The organism is uncultured Deefgea sp. (assembly GCF_947072475.1).
Classification (GTDB): domain Bacteria; phylum Pseudomonadota; class Gammaproteobacteria; order Burkholderiales; family Chitinibacteraceae; genus Deefgea.
On record NZ_CAMTIA010000003.1, the window covers coordinates 58622 to 74852 of the forward strand.

Annotated in this window: 14 protein-coding genes; 8 read left to right on the forward strand and 6 right to left on the reverse strand. The window is 49.0% G+C overall.

Annotated elements, in window-relative coordinates:
- Positions 1-4: 4 nt before the first annotated feature.
- Genes Q0V82_RS02110 through Q0V82_RS02125 form a run of 4 tightly spaced genes read right to left on the reverse strand, consistent with a single transcriptional unit; the run spans position 5 to position 2897 of the window.
- Positions 5-937, reverse strand: coding sequence for a S49 family peptidase (locus tag Q0V82_RS02110; RefSeq protein ID WP_297572236.1), 933 nt, complete (start codon positions 935-937; stop codon positions 5-7).
- Complete coding sequence (locus Q0V82_RS02115; protein ID WP_297572237.1) at positions 930-1286, reverse strand: Rieske 2Fe-2S domain-containing protein; 357 nt, start codon at positions 1284-1286, stop codon at positions 930-932. The genes Q0V82_RS02110 and Q0V82_RS02115 overlap by 8 nt, the downstream gene beginning before the upstream one ends.
- The gene (locus tag Q0V82_RS02120) at positions 1279-1935 is read right to left on the reverse strand and encodes an HAD-IA family hydrolase (RefSeq protein WP_297572238.1); all 657 of its coding nucleotides are present in this window, start codon (positions 1933-1935) and stop codon (positions 1279-1281) included. Before Q0V82_RS02120 ends, Q0V82_RS02115 begins: the two co-directional genes overlap by 8 nt.
- Positions 1935-2897 (reverse strand): RluA family pseudouridine synthase, encoded by a 963-nt coding sequence (locus Q0V82_RS02125; RefSeq protein ID WP_297572239.1) that lies wholly within the window; start codon positions 2895-2897, stop codon positions 1935-1937. Before Q0V82_RS02125 ends, Q0V82_RS02120 begins: the two co-directional genes overlap by 1 nt.
- 626 nt (positions 2898-3523) lie before the next feature.
- Here Q0V82_RS02125 and Q0V82_RS02130 point away from each other — a divergent pair.
- The 4 genes from Q0V82_RS02130 to Q0V82_RS02145 all read left to right on the forward strand — a co-directional run bounded on the left by Q0V82_RS02130 (position 3524) and on the right by Q0V82_RS02145 (position 9196).
- Positions 3524-6373, forward strand: coding sequence for an Rne/Rng family ribonuclease (locus Q0V82_RS02130; RefSeq protein WP_297572240.1), 2850 nt, complete (start codon positions 3524-3526; stop codon positions 6371-6373).
- 140 nt (positions 6374-6513) lie between these two features.
- Positions 6514-7338 carry an HDOD domain-containing protein gene (locus Q0V82_RS02135; protein WP_297572241.1) on the forward strand — a complete coding sequence of 275 codons (825 nt, stop codon included), beginning with the start codon at positions 6514-6516 and terminating at the stop codon, positions 7336-7338.
- A 179-nt stretch (positions 7339-7517) separates the two neighbouring features.
- On the forward strand, positions 7518-8270 hold the full coding sequence (locus tag Q0V82_RS02140; RefSeq protein WP_297572243.1) for a basic amino acid ABC transporter substrate-binding protein: 753 nt from the start codon (positions 7518-7520) through the stop codon (positions 8268-8270).
- A 128-nt stretch (positions 8271-8398) separates the two neighbouring features.
- Positions 8399-9196, forward strand: a complete 798-nt coding sequence (locus Q0V82_RS02145; protein ID WP_297572245.1) for an amino acid ABC transporter permease — start codon at positions 8399-8401, stop codon at positions 9194-9196.
- A gap of 109 nt (positions 9197-9305) precedes the next feature.
- Here Q0V82_RS02145 and Q0V82_RS02150 read toward each other — a convergent pair whose 3' ends face one another.
- A complete protein-coding gene (locus Q0V82_RS02150) occupies positions 9306-10691 on the reverse strand; it encodes a UDP-glucose/GDP-mannose dehydrogenase family protein (RefSeq protein WP_297572247.1) in 1386 nt (461 codons plus the stop codon).
- A gap of 192 nt (positions 10692-10883) precedes the next feature.
- Complete coding sequence (locus Q0V82_RS02155) at positions 10884-11252, reverse strand: Mth938-like domain-containing protein (protein WP_297572249.1); 369 nt, start codon at positions 11250-11252, stop codon at positions 10884-10886.
- 167 nt (positions 11253-11419) lie between these two features.
- Between Q0V82_RS02155 and Q0V82_RS02160 the strand changes: the two genes are divergently transcribed.
- From Q0V82_RS02160 to thrC, 4 genes are all read left to right on the forward strand, one after another.
- A complete protein-coding gene (locus tag Q0V82_RS02160) occupies positions 11420-12664 on the forward strand; it encodes a pyridoxal phosphate-dependent aminotransferase (protein WP_297572251.1) in 1245 nt (414 codons plus the stop codon).
- 70 nt (positions 12665-12734) lie between these two features.
- The gene (locus tag Q0V82_RS02165) at positions 12735-14048 is read left to right on the forward strand and encodes a homoserine dehydrogenase (protein WP_297572254.1); all 1314 of its coding nucleotides are present in this window, start codon (positions 12735-12737) and stop codon (positions 14046-14048) included.
- Between the two features lie 455 nt (positions 14049-14503).
- Entirely contained in the window at positions 14504-14671 is a 168-nt protein-coding gene (locus tag Q0V82_RS02170) for a hypothetical protein (RefSeq protein ID WP_297572256.1), read from the forward strand.
- A 54-nt stretch (positions 14672-14725) separates the two neighbouring features.
- Positions 14726-16168 (forward strand): threonine synthase, encoded by a 1443-nt coding sequence (gene thrC / locus Q0V82_RS02175; RefSeq protein WP_297572258.1) that lies wholly within the window; start codon positions 14726-14728, stop codon positions 16166-16168.
- Positions 16169-16231: the final 63 nt, after the last annotated feature.

Genomic DNA, 16231 nt, shown 5'->3' on the forward strand with positions numbered 1-16231 from the left:
CTACTTATTTAATTTGTAAACCAAGATGGGTGCTTAATGTCGTTGCAGCAGCAACCCCGAGTTGACGCGCCAAGCGATCGGCATAGGTCGGTTGTGGCGTAAAATCAACGATGTTATCGACTTTGACAATATCACGCGCCACACTTTCAACTGAGCCTAAGCCATCGACTAAACCAAGTTTAACGCCGGTTTCACCCGACCAAACCAGACCCGAGAATAAATCCGGATTATCGGCCAATTTTTTACCGCGCCCCGCTTTAACCACAGCAATAAATTGCTGATGAATTTCATCGAGCATGTTAATGGCACGCTCTTTTTGCTCAACGCTTTGTGGTGAAAATGGATCTAAAAAGCCTTTGTTGGCCCCAGCAGTGAGCAAACGACGCTCAATCCCGACTTTTTCCATGGCTCCGGTAAAACCAAAACCATCCATCAATACACCGATCGAACCGACAATCGATGCCTTATCCGCATAAATTTGTTGACCGGTTACTGCGGCGTAATAACAACCCGAAGCGCAGATATCTTCAATCACCACATAAAATGGAATTTGTGGATGCAGTTTTTTGAGTCGCTGAATTTCATCGTGCATCATGCCCGCTTGAACTGGACTACCACCAGGACTATTGGCACGCAAAATAACCGCTTTGGTATTTTTGTCTTCAAACGCAGCGCGTAAACCTTCGGTAATCAATGCACTGGTCACCTCGCCACCAGCGGCAATGGTGCCTTGCAGATCCACGACCGCGGTATGCGCTTTCATGCTGGCTTTATCACCCTCTTTACCCAACCAGCCCATCAGCAACGCCAAGATGAGAAATAAGTAACTAAAGGTCAGTAACTTAAAGAAAATCCCCCAACGACGCGCGCGGCGCTGCTCTTTAATTGAGGCGCCGAGCACCTCTTGTAAAACACTACGCTCTTGCGCTTCATTCATTCCTATTTCCTTCCTCATTCAGCCAAATGGCCTCATCTTGTTCAAATACAGCAATCGATTGCAATCGTTGCCCCGCGCATGGGCCACCTAAACATAGACCATTGCGAGGGTCGTAATAAGCACCGTGGGTAGAGCAGACTAAATACTGTCGACTTAAGTCAAATACATCACCAAGATTGTAATCGAGTTCCATCGGAATATGCGCACATTCATTCAGATAGCCGTAGACCGCACCCTGAAAACGAATCAATATGGCTTGACGTTCTCGCCCTTGCCGCATCAGAACAAAGCGAAACGCCAAGCCGCACTCAACCACCTCTACCGACACGCAAATTTTGCGCTCAGCCATGCGCCAAAATCCAATCCGTCAATTGACTAAAATCATCAAAATGGGCCAACGGTTGTAACGGTAATAAATCATGCAATGGATGCGCACCATAACTTAACGCCACACTCGCCGTTCCGGCATTGATTGCCAGCTGTAAATCATGCGTGGTATCGCCAATCATTAAAGTACGGCGGCCTTCGATATCACACGCCTCAAGAATGTATTCCAACATCGCAGGATGTGGCTTAGAAAAAGCCTCGTCCGCAGTGCGGCTCACCTCAAAAAATGGCGACAAACCGGTTGCGGCCAACACACGATCTAAACCTGCGCGCGATTTTCCGGTGGCTACCGCCATGCGAAAACCTGCGGCTTGTAAACGTAACAAACCCGCTTCTACACCCGGATAAAGTTGTAACTCATGGTCTTGAGATAAAAAATGACCCCGGTAGGCATCGACAATGCGCAAAATCTGCTCAGCGTTTAATTCTGGCCCCAAGTATTGCATCGCTTCCTGTAAACCATAACCAATGACAAAGCGTGCATCTTTATCACTTGGTTCTGCTAAACCCACATCGCGAAATGCACGCTGAATCGAGCGTGCAATCATGCCGGTACTATCCATCAAGGTGCCGTCCCAATCGAACACCAATAAATCAAATTGTCGGCTCATTATTTTCCTTGAGAATTTAATATATCTAAATAAGATTGCAACTCGACAGGCAAAGGCGCTTCAAGCACCATCCGCTCGCCTGTTAATGGGTGATCCAAACTTAAACGCCAAGCGTGTAAAAACATCCGTTTTAAGCCCTGTCGAGCCACAGTTTTATTCACGGAGAGATCGCCGTATTTATCGTCACCTAAAATCGCATGACCACTGGCAGATAAATGCACCCGAATTTGATGCGTACGACCAGTTTTAAGCTCACATTCAAGCAAACTGGCTTGATCTGCCCACACTTGCTTGCGGTTTACGGTGGTCTGAGACGTTAAACCATCGCTATGCACTTTAACTCGCCGCTCACCTTCTGGTGTTTCATACTTGAGCAGCTTAAATTTCACATGACTACGCTCGTTTTCCCACACACCGTCAACCAAAGCCAGGTAACGCTTATCAATCCGGTGGTTTTCACGCAACACTTCGTGCATTTTAACTAAAGCACTGCGCTTTTTAGCCACCAGCAATAATCCGGAGGTGTCGCGATCTAAGCGATGCACCAATTCTAAGAATTTGGCTTGTGGCCTTTGCGCGCGCAAAAGCTCAATCACCCCAAAGCTAATTCCGGATCCGCCATGCACGGCCATACCAGACGGTTTATTTAATACAATCAAGGCATCGTCTTCAAAAACGACCGGAATTTGTACCGCCTGTGCAGCACCAGAAACGGTCGCTGGCACCGGCGCTTTCTCAGCAACGCGTACTGGTGGAATGCGAATCACATCATTCGCAACAATGCGATAAGTCACATCGACGCGCCCCTTATTCACTCGAATCTCGCCAGCGCGAACAATTCGATAAACATGGCTTTTAGGCACCCCTTTCAACATTTTTATTAAAAAATTATCGAGCCGTTGACCGGCATCTTCTGCTTCGACCGTCACGAAAGTGACAGACGCTTTGCTAGTCTCGGACATATTGACATATACTCTGTGACGCGCTGCAATTTGCAGCAAGTTGTGGCCGCTTTAAGCTAAATACTTAAAGACTGGGGTGGCAACGCAATTTAGGTATTGATGAAAAAATACTGCTAAATTGCCCGTGGTGAGGCTTTACAAAAGCGCACCACCGATCTAATTACAAGTTCCGCTCTTTGACCGCAAACTCAGCTTTATCAGCTGACGAATTCTTTCCCGCCGTAGATAAAACACTTTATCTGCCAACTCCAGATTTGGAGCTGATGCGCGGGGCTCGTCATGCCAGAGCGGTGACGTCGGTTATCAGAGTCGGAGAACGGTTATAACGCTCACCGTAGCATCAAGCAGCGATGGTAATTGATTTATTACATTAGTGCACTGACCGGATTGATTCACACTAAGTTGTCTAAACCAAAGAAACTTAGGGTATAGCTAGACAGACCTCATAATGATTATTGTGGAGAACGATACCCAGTTCCTAAGCCGCAACAACTAGCCATTTTGTTAGCGCCCACAGATTTAATTTCAATCTGTGCCAGATAGCATGGCTGCTATTGTGCCGAACTGCCGTCTTCATCACCCTGTTGATTTGCACTCAATCTGAGCAGTGTGCGCCGGAGCCCTACATGAAGCGCATGCTATTTAACGCAACACAAGCTGAAGAGCTACGTGTTGCGATTGTTGACGGTCAAAAACTGATCGACCTCGACATCGAAACCGTTGGTAAAGAACAACGTAAATCTAATATCTACAAAGGCGTCATCACTCGCATCGAGCCATCGCTTGAAGCGTGTTTCGTTGACTACGGTTGCGACCGTCATGGCTTTTTACCGTTTAAAGAAATTGCTCGCTCTTATATGGGTGACGGCGAAGGTGGTCGTGGCCGCGTCGCTGGCAATCTTTCTGAAGGCCAAGAAGTCATCGTTCAAGTCGAAAAAGACGAGCGCGGTAATAAAGGCGCAGCCCTCACCACCTACATCAGCTTGGCCGGTCGTTATTTAGTTTTGATGCCAAATAATCCACGTGGCGGCGGTGTTTCTCGCCGTATCGAAGGCGAAGAGCGCAATGAATTGCGCGCAGCGATGGATCAACTCGATACGCCAGTGGGCACCAGCCTGATTGCACGTACTGCTGCCATTGGCCGTAATGCCGAAGAATTACAGTGGGATTTGTCCTATTTGCTACAACTGTGGCGCGCCATTGAAGACGCTGCGACCAAACAAACGGGTGCGTTCTTAATCTACCAAGAATCTAGCTTGGTGATTCGCGCTATCCGCGATTACTTCCAACCCGATATCGGTGAATTACTCATCGACAAACGCGACATCTACGAGCAAGCCCAGCAGTTTATGGCGCACGTGATGCCCGGCAGCGCGCACAAAGTCAAATTCTATCAAGATGATGTGCCACTGTTTTCGCGCTTTCAGATCGAACATCAAATTGAAACCGCTTATTCACGCGAAGTGAGCTTGCCATCAGGCGGCGCCATCGTGCTAGATCGCACCGAAGCCTTGTGGTCAATCGACGTTAACTCGGCCAAAGCCACGCGCGGTGGCGACATCGAAGAAACTGCAGTACGTACCAACCTTGAAGCGGCCGATGAAATCGCCCGTCAAATGCGTTTGCGCGACGTCGGCGGTTTGATCGTGATCGACTTTATCGACATGGAAAACCCGAAAAACCAACGCGAAGTTGAAAACCGTGTTCGTGAAGCGCTGCATCACGACCGTGCTCGCGTACAGACTGGCAAAATCAGCCGCTTCGGTTTGCTTGAATTATCTCGTCAACGCCTACAACCTTCGCTAGAAGAAACCAGCCACATGGCGTGTCCACGCTGCCACGGCACCGGTTTCATTCGTGGCATTGAATCATCGGCATTGCACATCTTGCGCATCATTCAAGAAGAAGCAATGAAAGAAAACACTGGCGCAATCCACGCGCAAGTGCCAGTTGATGTCGCCACATTCTTGCTCAATGAAAAACGTGCTGAATTGTTCGCGGTCGAAGATCGCCTCAAAGTCGGCGTGATTTTGATTCCAAATACGCACTTAGAAACGCCGAACTACAGCATCACGCGTTTACGCCACGATGATGTCAGCCAACTTGAAGATATCCTGCCGTCTTATCGTATGGTGGAACAACCGACTGATGAAGGCTACCAGCCAGCCAAAGCCAAAGAAGAGCAAGCCAAACGTCAAGAAGCGGCAGTGAAAGGCATTACGCCATCACAACCAGCGCCAGCGACATCGGAGCGTCCAACGCGTCAAGCTGCACCCGAAGTTAAAGCATCGCTATGGCAAAAAATTGTTTCATGGTTTAGTGCGGCGCCAGAAGTGGCTAAAGCTGAAGAAGCTAAACCTGCACCGCGTCCACAACGTGGCCGCAATGACCAACGTCGTCCGCGTAACGAGCCACGTCCAGAGGGCCAACGCAGTGAAACACGTGATGCCACTCGTGATCGCACAGAGCGTAATGCACGCCCAAGCAACAAGCCTCGCATTGAAGAAGACTTGCAAAAACGTGACGGTCAGAATCGACCTGAGAAAGCTGAACGAGCTGAACGTGGCGAGCGGCCTGAACGCCAGCCACGTCCAGAGCGCCAACCGAGAACGGAACGTGCGCCACGCAACGAGCAACGCAGTGAGGCCCTCAAAGCTGATTTAGCAGCAGTCACCACTGCGCCGGAACACACCGCAACCTCGTCCGCCGATAGCAATGCAGAAACGCGTAGCCGTCGTCGCCGTGGCCGTCGTGATCGTCGCGACCGCATGGATGTAGAAACGACAGTTGCTGAGCATAGCGCGGTCATTGTGACTGAAACACCCGCCTCAGCAACGACAGTAGAAGCGATCAAGGCAAGCGCCGTGGCACAAATTATTCCGCTACCAATCGCCACTACACCGGCAGTGGCAGAAGCCGTCACGCCAGCACCCGTCGCTATTACTCCTGCTATTGTTGCTCCTGCTATTGTTGCTCCTGCCATTGTTGCTCCGGTTGTAGCCTCGGTTGTCGCTCCAGTAGCGCCTACAGCCAATGATGAAGTGCGTGTTATTGTGGCACCAGCGACACCACAGGCAGCTGTCAGTGAGCCGCTTACCGTCACACCTGCAATACACCAAGCAGTCGTTACCAGCGTGACAACCGTCAGTGTGGAGACCCCCACTATTGAAGCCACAGCGGTAGCAGAAGCCAGTGGCTTAACGCAAGTCGCAACACGTCAATCTGCCGCGGATCAGCCCGAAGTCGTGAGCAATACGACAGCGACGCGTCGACGCAATGCCGCGACTAAACCGACCATCGTCAATGAATCCATTGAGCTAAAAATGGTAGAAACAACCGCAGCCGTTGTCGTTGCAGCGTCAGTTGATGCTCAGCCACTAAAAACAGTCCGTCGCCGTAGCGATATTGCGACAGATACTCAGGCCAAAAGCATTAACGTAGATGGCTTGTCGCAAATTGAGACTCATCACGACTAGCTCTTAAATCAGTCACCATCGCCAAAAGCCGTACTCAATCTATGAGTACGGCTTTTTTACGTTTGGAAACTGGCATAGTGATTTCTGGTGTTCTAGTATGACTAGGCGCAACTGACAAAAATACACAGGGAGTAAGACCAATGAAATTAGAAGAAGTCTTTGAACAAACTCATAAATTACCCACCATCCCTAAAGTCGTTCAGGAACTCATCGATAGCTTTAGTAACGACGACATCGATATTGACACGATTGCAAAAAAAATCGCCCAAGACCAAGTCATTACCGCCAAAGTCCTGCGCCTTGCCAACTCAGCACACTTTGGTGCCAGCCGCCAAATTGGCTCAGTTCAAGAGGCCGTTGTCGTTTTAGGTTTTAATACGGTGCGTACACTGGTAGTGGCTTCTGGTATTACCGGTGCTTTTGTGGCAACGCCTGGCTTTGACCGTAAAGCATTTTGGAAAAACAGCCTCTCCGTGGCCACCATTTGCAAATGGCTCGCCAAACAAGCCAAAATTAATGGCGAGGTCGCCTTTACCTGCGGCATGATTCACAATATTGGTGAAATGCTGATTCATATCATTGCACCAGAAATCGCCGCCAAAATTGATAAATTTGTTGAAAGCGGCGGTGATCGCGTTGCGCTAGAGGCCAATAACATTGGTTTTGACTATGTGATGGTCGGCGAAGAGCTGGCTAGACGCTGGAATTTCCCGATTGAGATCCAATTGGCAATTCGCGGTCAAAACGCCCCACTAAACCAAGAGCACATCAGCAAACTAACTGCAGTGCTGTTTTTAGCCAAGCTCATTACCGTTTTGTCGGCAGAAAAAATAAGCATCGAAGAACTGGCCGAACAAATCCCTGACTCGATCTTAGTTGAGACCGGCATCAATAAAGACGAATTGTTCTTCAAACTCTCCGAATTGGCAGAGCTATCCAGTGGAATGGATGACATCATTGGCTAAGTGCTCATGATCGCCATAAACCGAGGGTCTGTTGGCAAACCAAACATCAACAGACCCTAGGGATAATCCTGATTATATTGAACTTTAAAGCTTACTAGCATCTGGGCAGCGTGAGAATTTTGTATATTTCATATACAATTCTCGTCCTGCCCTTTTTCTTGTTGTACCTGGAGATAATAATGAATACAAAAAAACTAGGTTTTCTTGCTAGCGTTCTGTTTGCCAGTCTGATGTTCAGTACACAGGCCCATGCTGCAAAAGTGTATCAAGTTGCCACCGATGCCGCTTATGCACCTTTTGAATCACTCAACAGCAAAAAAGAAGTGGTTGGATTTAGTGTTGATATTCTTGAAGCGATTGCCCAAAAAACGGGAATGAAAATCAAATTTATCAATACACCTTGGGAAGGTATTTTTGCCACCCTACCCAATGGTGATCGTGACATGATTATTTCATCGGTCACCATTACCCCAGAACGCAAGCAATCTATGGACTTCTCTGAGCCTTACTTTGAAGCTAAACAATTGATTGCCGTGAACAAAAAAAGTAAAGTCAGTAAATTTACTGATTTAAAAACGCTCAAAGTCGGTGTACAAACTGGCACGACCGGCGATGAAGTGATTCAAAAGTTACAAGGTAAAACCAGCCCCAACATCAAGCGTTTTGAATCAACCCCGCTGGCCATCAAAGAATTAGAAAATGGCGGTGTGGATGCGGTCGTTGCAGATAATGGTGTGGTGGTGAACTTTGTTTCAAACAACCCAAAATCGAACTTAAAAACCATCGATGATGCCACTTTTGCCAAAGAGTACTATGGTATCGCCGTGAAAAAAGGCAACAAAGCCTTGATCGAGCAACTGAATAAAGGCTTGGCCGCAATCAAAGCCGATGGCACTTACGAAAAAATCTACACCAAATACTTTGGTAAATAAGCGAATGACCAGCAGTCGCTGAGCATTCATTTCAGTTTGATCCGTTCAATTTGCATTCAGCATCAACCTGAGAAGCGCACCGCTGAACGGTCGCGCTTCTTTTTCTTCTGTATCAAATAGGTATGACCATGGATTTCATTACGATTTGGCAACAAATCCAACAAACAGCCCCACTTCTTGAAAACTTCCAACTACAAATTGTTTGGGAATATCGAGATCTATTTATTGACGGCGCCAAAATGACGCTCGGCATCACCTTAGTGGCGGTGACCGTTGGGACTTTAATTGGTCTGTTTGCCGGTATGGCTCGATTGGCAGAGGTGAAACACGGCGTCTGGAAATATCCCGTCAAACTACTACTACGCTGGCCAGCCACGGCTTATGTGACGTTTTTTCGTGGCACACCGCTGTTCGTACAAATTCTATTAACGCATTTTGCCGTCATGCCTTTATTGGTTCATCCCGACACCGGTATTTTACTCAGTGGCGATATGGCGGCCACATTACGCCAAGAATACGGTGCATTTTTATCCGGTCTGGTTGCGCTGACTTTAAATGCCGGTGCCTACATTACCGAAATTTTCCGCGCGGGGATTCAATCGATTGCCAAAGGGCAGTTTGAGGCATCACGCTCGCTGGGCATGTCTTACGGGCAAACCATGCGCTTTGTGATTATTCCGCAAGCCTTCCGCCGCATGTTGCCGCCACTGGGCAATGAAGCCATTATGCTGGTTAAAGACAGCTCCTTGGTATCGGCCATTGGCTTGGCGGAACTGGCCTACGCGGCACGTACCGTTGCTGGGGCCTATTCGCGGTATTGGGAGCCGTATCTCACCATCTCATTGATTTACTTAATCATGACCTTGATACTGGCCGCAGGCGTGAGTCACTTAGAAAAACGCTACCAACAAAGCGGTGGCATGTAAGTACCGCCAAGGTTGATCGTTGCCGCGCGCGACGATCAACCCATTCAAACCCCATTCAAACCCCATTCAAGCCTCATTCAAGCCCCTATCAAACCCTATCAAACCCGATTCAATACAGCGCTTCAATAGATTGCTCGACCAGCGATGTGCTACTCACGTTTGCCGGATAAATTTGCTTGCGGCCAATCGGATAATACTCAAAACCCTGCTTGGCCAAATACTGCGGCTCGTACAGATTTCGGCCATCAAAAATAATCGCTTGCGACAATAAGGCTTTTATTTCAGCAAAATCCGGGCTGCGAAACACCTTCCACTCGGTCATGATCACCAAGGCATCCGCCTGCACCAGCACCGCCTGAGGACTTTCCCCATAGCGCAACCCAATGGCATTGGGCATGATCCGCTGCGCCTCCGTCATCGCCACAGGATCATACGCCGCAATCGTCGCGCCTTGCGCCAATAGATACTCAATCAATATGCGGCTGGGTGCATCGCGCATATCATCGGTATTGGGTTTAAATGCCAATCCCCATAATGCAAAATGCATGCCACTTAAATTACCCGCAAAACGCTGATTGATTTTATGAATAATCACGGATTTTTGCGCTAGATTGGCTTGCTCCACGGCCGAAAGCACCTGCAACTGAATGCCATTTTCGTTCGCTGTGCGCTGTAATGCTTGCACGTCTTTCGGAAAGCATGAGCCGCCATAACCCACGCCAGGGTATAAGAAATGGTAGCCAATTCGAGGATCGGCACCGATCCCTTTGCGCACCAGCTCAATATCAGCACCTAAAATCTCTGCTAAATTGGCCAATTCATTCATCAAGGAAATACGCGTTGCCAACATGGCATTGGCCGCATACTTGGTCATTTCAGCCGAGCGAAGATCCATCAATAAAATTCGATCATGATTACGTACAAACGGCGCGTATAAAGCATGCAATAAATCGCTCGCCGTTTCATCCTCACAACCAATCACAATCCGATCTGGCCGCATAAAATCATCAATCGCCGCCCCTTCTTTTAAAAACTCCGGGTTGGCAACAACGGCAAAACTCGAATTTAAACCGCGCTGCGCCAATTGATTGGCAATCACTGCGCGGACTTCATCCCCCGTCCCGACTGGCACCGTGGATTTATTCACAATCACTTTATAGGTATTCATATGGCGGCCAATATGACTTGCCGCCGCCACGACATATTGCAAATCGGCCGAGCCATCTTCATTGGGTGGCGTGCCCACCGCAATAAATTGAATCGTGCCATGCGCCACTGATTCAGCGATATTGGTCGTAAAGCGTAACCGTAAGGCGGCCCGATTGCGCTTAATCATTTCTTCTAAGCCCGGCTCATAGATCGGCACGCCACCTTGATTGAGCAACTCAATTTTGCTCGCATCCACGTCCAAACACAGCACATCATTGCCGTACTCCGCCAAACACGTTGCCGTCACCAAGCCAACGTAGCCCGAGCCAATAACCGTCACTTTCATTTTATTTCCCCAATCAGGGTGAAAATTGGATGACTTGCAAGAAATCAGCCATGGGTATAAACACCTAAGGCTTATCTGTATTTGTCTACAAGCAAATACCTAACAAAAACTAATAAGCAACCCGAAATAACATTCATTCGACACAATGAAAATAACAGATTGATTTTACTAATTCATGACAAGGCAATTGAATTAAGTATGTAAAACCAAGGCCAAAACACGGCGATTTTCTGCCGTGAGCACATTAAAAGTTCGGCACAAAGCGCCGGTATCCATCACATCGACCCCAATCCTTTGCCGCGATAGCGCCGCATACAGCTGTGGATGAGGAAACTGAATCTTGCTTCCCGTTCCCAACAGCACCAATTCAGGCGCATGCCCCAACAAGTCAGCAAAATCTTCTGCCGTTAAATCGGCAAACGACGTTGGACGCCACGAATGGATTTCATTAGGCAACACCAAAACGCTGCCTTCAAAACGCTCATCGTTGACTTTGACGCCAGTGGCGTCGTACGCCGTAAATTGATTCACATTTTTTACTCTGGATTGGTGCAGCTTCATCACAACAGACCTTATTTAAATGATTTTTAACGATTCTACCAAAGCCACCGTGTGCAAAATGCAAAAATACGTGCGAACTCAGGATTTAATACACGTAGATGACCATTTCCCTCATTCTTTCGTTAGAATACGGGGTTTCCCTGAAAAACCTTTGCGCAGGCCATACGATGGAAGCCATCCTCAAGTCCAACAAATTATTGAACATCTGCTACGAAATCCGTGGGCCGATTCCAGAGCGAGCGCGGCAGATGGAAGAAGAAGGCCATCGCATTATCAAACTCAATATTGGCAACCTCGCCAGTTTTGGTTTTGATGCGCCCGAAGAGGTCGTGCAAGATGTGATTCGCAATTTGGCCAATGCCGCTGGTTATGTGGATTCCAAAGGTTTATTTCAAGCGCGCAAAGCCATCATGCATTACACCCAACAAAAAAATATCGCCGACGTCACCGTTGACGATATTTATATTGGTAATGGCGCGTCTGAGCTCATCGTGATGAGTATGCAAGGCTTACTCAATACCGGTGATGAAGTCTTGGTGCCGATGCCAGACTATCCGCTGTGGACGGCCGCAGTCAGCCTCGCTGGCGGTACGCCACGGCATTACCTCTGCGACGAAGCCGACGGTTGGCTACCATCGATCAGCGATATGCGCGCCAAAATCACGCCAAAAACGCGGGCGATTGTGGTGATCAACCCGAATAATCCAACCGGCGCGCTGTATCCAAACTCGGTACTGCTCGACATCATTGCGCTGGCGCGTGAGTTTGGCCTGATTATTTATGCCGATGAAATTTACGATAAAGTACTTTACGACGGGGTTAGCCACACCTCAATCGCTTCGCTGGCCGATGATGTGCTGTTTGTCACGTTTAATGGGCTGTCGAAAAACTACCGCGCTTGCGGCTATCGCTCCGGTTGGATGATTGTTTCTGGCGAAAAACATTGCGCCAAAGACTATATCGAAGGCCTGAATATGCTGGCTACGATGCGTTTGTGCGCCAATGTGCCATCGCAATACGCCATCCAAACCGCGCTCGGCGGCTATCAAAGCATTAATGACTTGGTTTGCGAAGGCGGCCGTTTAGCCAAACAACGCGATTTGGCTTACAACATGCTCAGCGCCATGCCCGGCGTTTCGGTCGTTAAACCGCAAGCCGCGCTGTATATGTTCCCTAAGCTCGATCCGGCGATTTACCCGGTAAGCGACGATCAGCAATTGATGCTCGAATTGCTACAAGATGAAAAAGTGCTACTAGTTCAAGGCACTGGCTTTAACTGGCCACAACACGATCACTTTCGCGTGGTTTTTCTGCCTAATTTGGACGACCTCACCGATGCACTCAATCGCGTTGCCCGCTTTTTAACGCAATGGCGTAAACGCCATGGCACGGGTGAGTTTGCTGCAAAATAACCGTAGGGTGGGTCTGCCACCCGCTAATAAACCGTCGGGTTACGCTAACCCGAGCGACAAGGGAAGCAAAATGAAAGCAATCAACGTTGGCCTGTGTGGCGTAGGAACCGTCGGTGGCGGTACCGCCACCGTTTTAAAACGTAACGGTAATGAAATCGCCCGCCGCGCTGGCCGCCCTATCGTCATTACCATGGCCGCCAATCGCGACTTAGTTCGCGCACGTGAATTACTCGGTGATGATGTTCTGCTTACCGACAATGCGATGGATGTGGTAAACAATCCCGATATCGATATCGTCGTAGAGCTCATCGGCGGCACTACCGTTGCCAAAGACTTGGTTTTAGCCGCGATTGCCAATGGCAAACACGTGGTGACAGCCAATAAAAAACTCATCGCCGAATACGGCAATGAAATTTTTGCCCTCGCCCAAGAAAAAGGCGTGATTGTCGCGTTTGAAGCCGCCGTCGCCGGCGGTATTCCAGTGATTAAAGCACTGCGCGAAGGTTTAACTGCCAACCAAATCGAATGGGTTGCCGGCATTATCAACGGTACATCCAACTTTATCCTGACTGAAATGCGCGATAAAGGTTCAGCCTTTGCCGATGTCTTAGCCGAAGCGCAGCGCCTCGGTTATGCCGAAGCTGATCCGACCTTCGACATCGAAGGCCACGACGCCGCGCACAAGCTCACCATCATGAGCGCGATTGCTTTCGGGATTCCAGTTCAGTTCGACAAAGCGTATTTAGAAGGCATCAGCAAACTCGACGCGGCCGATATTAAATACGCCGCCGAATTGGGCTATCGCATCAAATTACTCGGCATGACGCGCCGTCGCCCGAACGGCATTGAATTGCGCGTGTCACCGACATTGATTCCAGCTGGCCGCTTGATCGCCAATGTCGACGGCGTAATGAATGCCGTATTGGTCAAAGGCGATGCAGTGGGCGCAACCATGTATTACGGCCCAGGCGCTGGCGCAGAACCAACCGCATCATCGGTGATTGCCGACTTGGTCGACATCACTCGCCTGCACACGGCCGATCCAGAACATCGCGTACCGCATCTGGCGTTCCAACCGTCGCAAATCGCCAATCTGCCGATTTTGCCGATCGACGAAGTGGAAACTTGCTATTACCTGCGTTTAACCGCCAAAGATTTACCCGGCGTGTTGGCCGATGTCACTGGTATTTTGGCTGAAGGGCAAATCTCGGTCGATGCCATGCTGCAAAAACCCGCAGCGGCTGCTGGCGGAACCGCTGAGATCATTATCGTGACGCACATCGCGATCGAAAAAAATATCAACATCGCCATCGCCAAAATCGAAAGCCTCGCCAGTACGCATGGCAAGGTGGTGAAATTGCGTTTGGAGCATTTAAACGGCTAAAACAGCGGCTGCGAGGCGCGAATGCGGCTTCATCAGCGCCCCTCAAAATCCTCATGTACACGAACGTACATTCCGGTTTTTCGACGCGCTGATGCATTGCCTTCACGCCTCTCGCTCGCTGTTGAATTTTGATTGCAAGGTTGTCGTAGGGTGGGTTAGGCCGGGAGATTACGTCGATTAACGCCAATGCTAATCGGCCGTAACCCACCGTTTCGCGTTCTTATTGACAGCGCAATGGTGGGTACCCGGCATAAAAACCGCCTAAGCCACCCTAAGTCAGTGCCAAGGAAATGCAGATGAACCCGATTGAGCAAATTGAAGCGGAAAAATTAGCGAAAGATATCGTTACACGCGCTAAAGCGCTGGCGGTTTTAGCAGCTCCGAACCGGATTTCCAAATAGGCTTGGACTTCTCCTGTATGCCTCGCTTTCATTGGATTAATTCAATCCGGCGGTTTGACTTGGTTAATGGGCGGTAAATTAGTGCCACTCAACCCTTTTCACGATGTGTTTGTCAGCATTTTGGCATGGGGTGGCTTTTCCTTAGCCGCACTCGCCTACCAAGAAGCCAGAGAAAACCGAAAGCGCTTAGCAGCAGCACTTGCAGTATTAGATTTAACATAAAACGTAAGTATATCAACCCAAGCCTTAAGAATACTAACCTACAAGCAGATACCCATGAAATACATCTCGACTCGTGGCGGTATGAACGCCCAAGCATTCAGCGATATTCTTCTTGGTGGCCTCGCGCCCGATGGTGGCCTGTCGATTCCAGAGCAATATCCGCAACTGTCTCAAGCCGATTTAGAAAGCATGGCAACGCTCAATTACCGCGATTTAGCCTTTGCGGTCATTAGCCGTTTTGTCGACGATATTCCTAGCGACGATCTAAAAGCCTTGATCGACAAAACCTACACCGCCGAAGTGTATTGCAATGGCCGCTCAAAGAATCAAGCCGATCACATCACGCCGCTGATTAAGCTCGATGCTTCGCTCTATATCCAAGAACTCTCCAACGGCCCAACGTTGGCGTTCAAAGATATGGCGATGCAATTGCTCGGCAATCTGTTTGAATATGTGCTCGACAAAAAAGGCCAGCAAATCAATATTGTCGGCGCAACGTCAGGCGACACCGGCTCTGCTGCCGAATACGCAATGCGCGGCAAACGCGGTGTGAATGTCTTTATGCTGTCGCCGTTTGGCAAAATGAGTCCGTTCCAGCGCGCACAAATGTTCAGCCTGCAAGAGACCAACATTTTTAATTTATCGGTGCATGGTTTTTTTGATGCTTGCCAAGACATCGTTAAAGACGTGAATAAAGACGCTGAATTTAAAGCCCAATACAAAATTGGCGCAGTCAATTCAATCAACTGGGGCCGCATCGTCGCCCAAGTGGTGTATTACTTTAAAGGCTACTTTGCCATTCTTTTGGCAACGGGCAAAAAGGTCGGCGATAAAGTCGATTTTTGCGTACCGTCGGGTAATTTTGGCAATATCTGCGCCGGCCATATCGCACGCCAAATGGGCTTGCCGATTGGTCAACTGGTCGTCGCGACCAATGAAAACGACGTGCTGGACGAGTTTTTCAAAACCGGCGGCTACCATCCACGCGATGTCGCCAACACCTTTGAAACCACCAGCCCGTCGATGGACATTAGTAAAGCTTCTAATTTAGAGCGCTTCGTATTTGATTTAATCGGCCGTGATAGCGCGCGTTTAGCCGCATTGTGGGCCGAAGTTGAATCGGGTGGCGGCTTTGATTTGTCCCCCGCTGAATTGGCGCTGATGCAAGAGGGCTATGGCTTTAAATCATCAACCAGCAATCACAGCGAGCGGATTGCCCATATTCGCGAAGTATTTGAGAAATACGGCGTACAAATTGACCCGCATACGGCTGATGGTTTTAAAGCCGCCAAAGCCCATCGCAATCTTGCCGTACCGATGCTGATTATGGAAACCGCCTTGCCCGCCAAGTTTGAAGACACCATGCTAGAAGCCCTCAAACAAGCGCCGTTCCGCCCCAAAGGTTTGGCTGGTCTAGAAGCCTTGCCTCAGCGCTTTGATGCGATTGATGCCGATGCAAATTTGGTCAAAAAATACATCGTTAAACACCTGGCTTAAATACCCAATAAAAAAGCCCGCTGCGAATGGAGCGGGCTTTTTTCATCGCGATACGGCAATGGG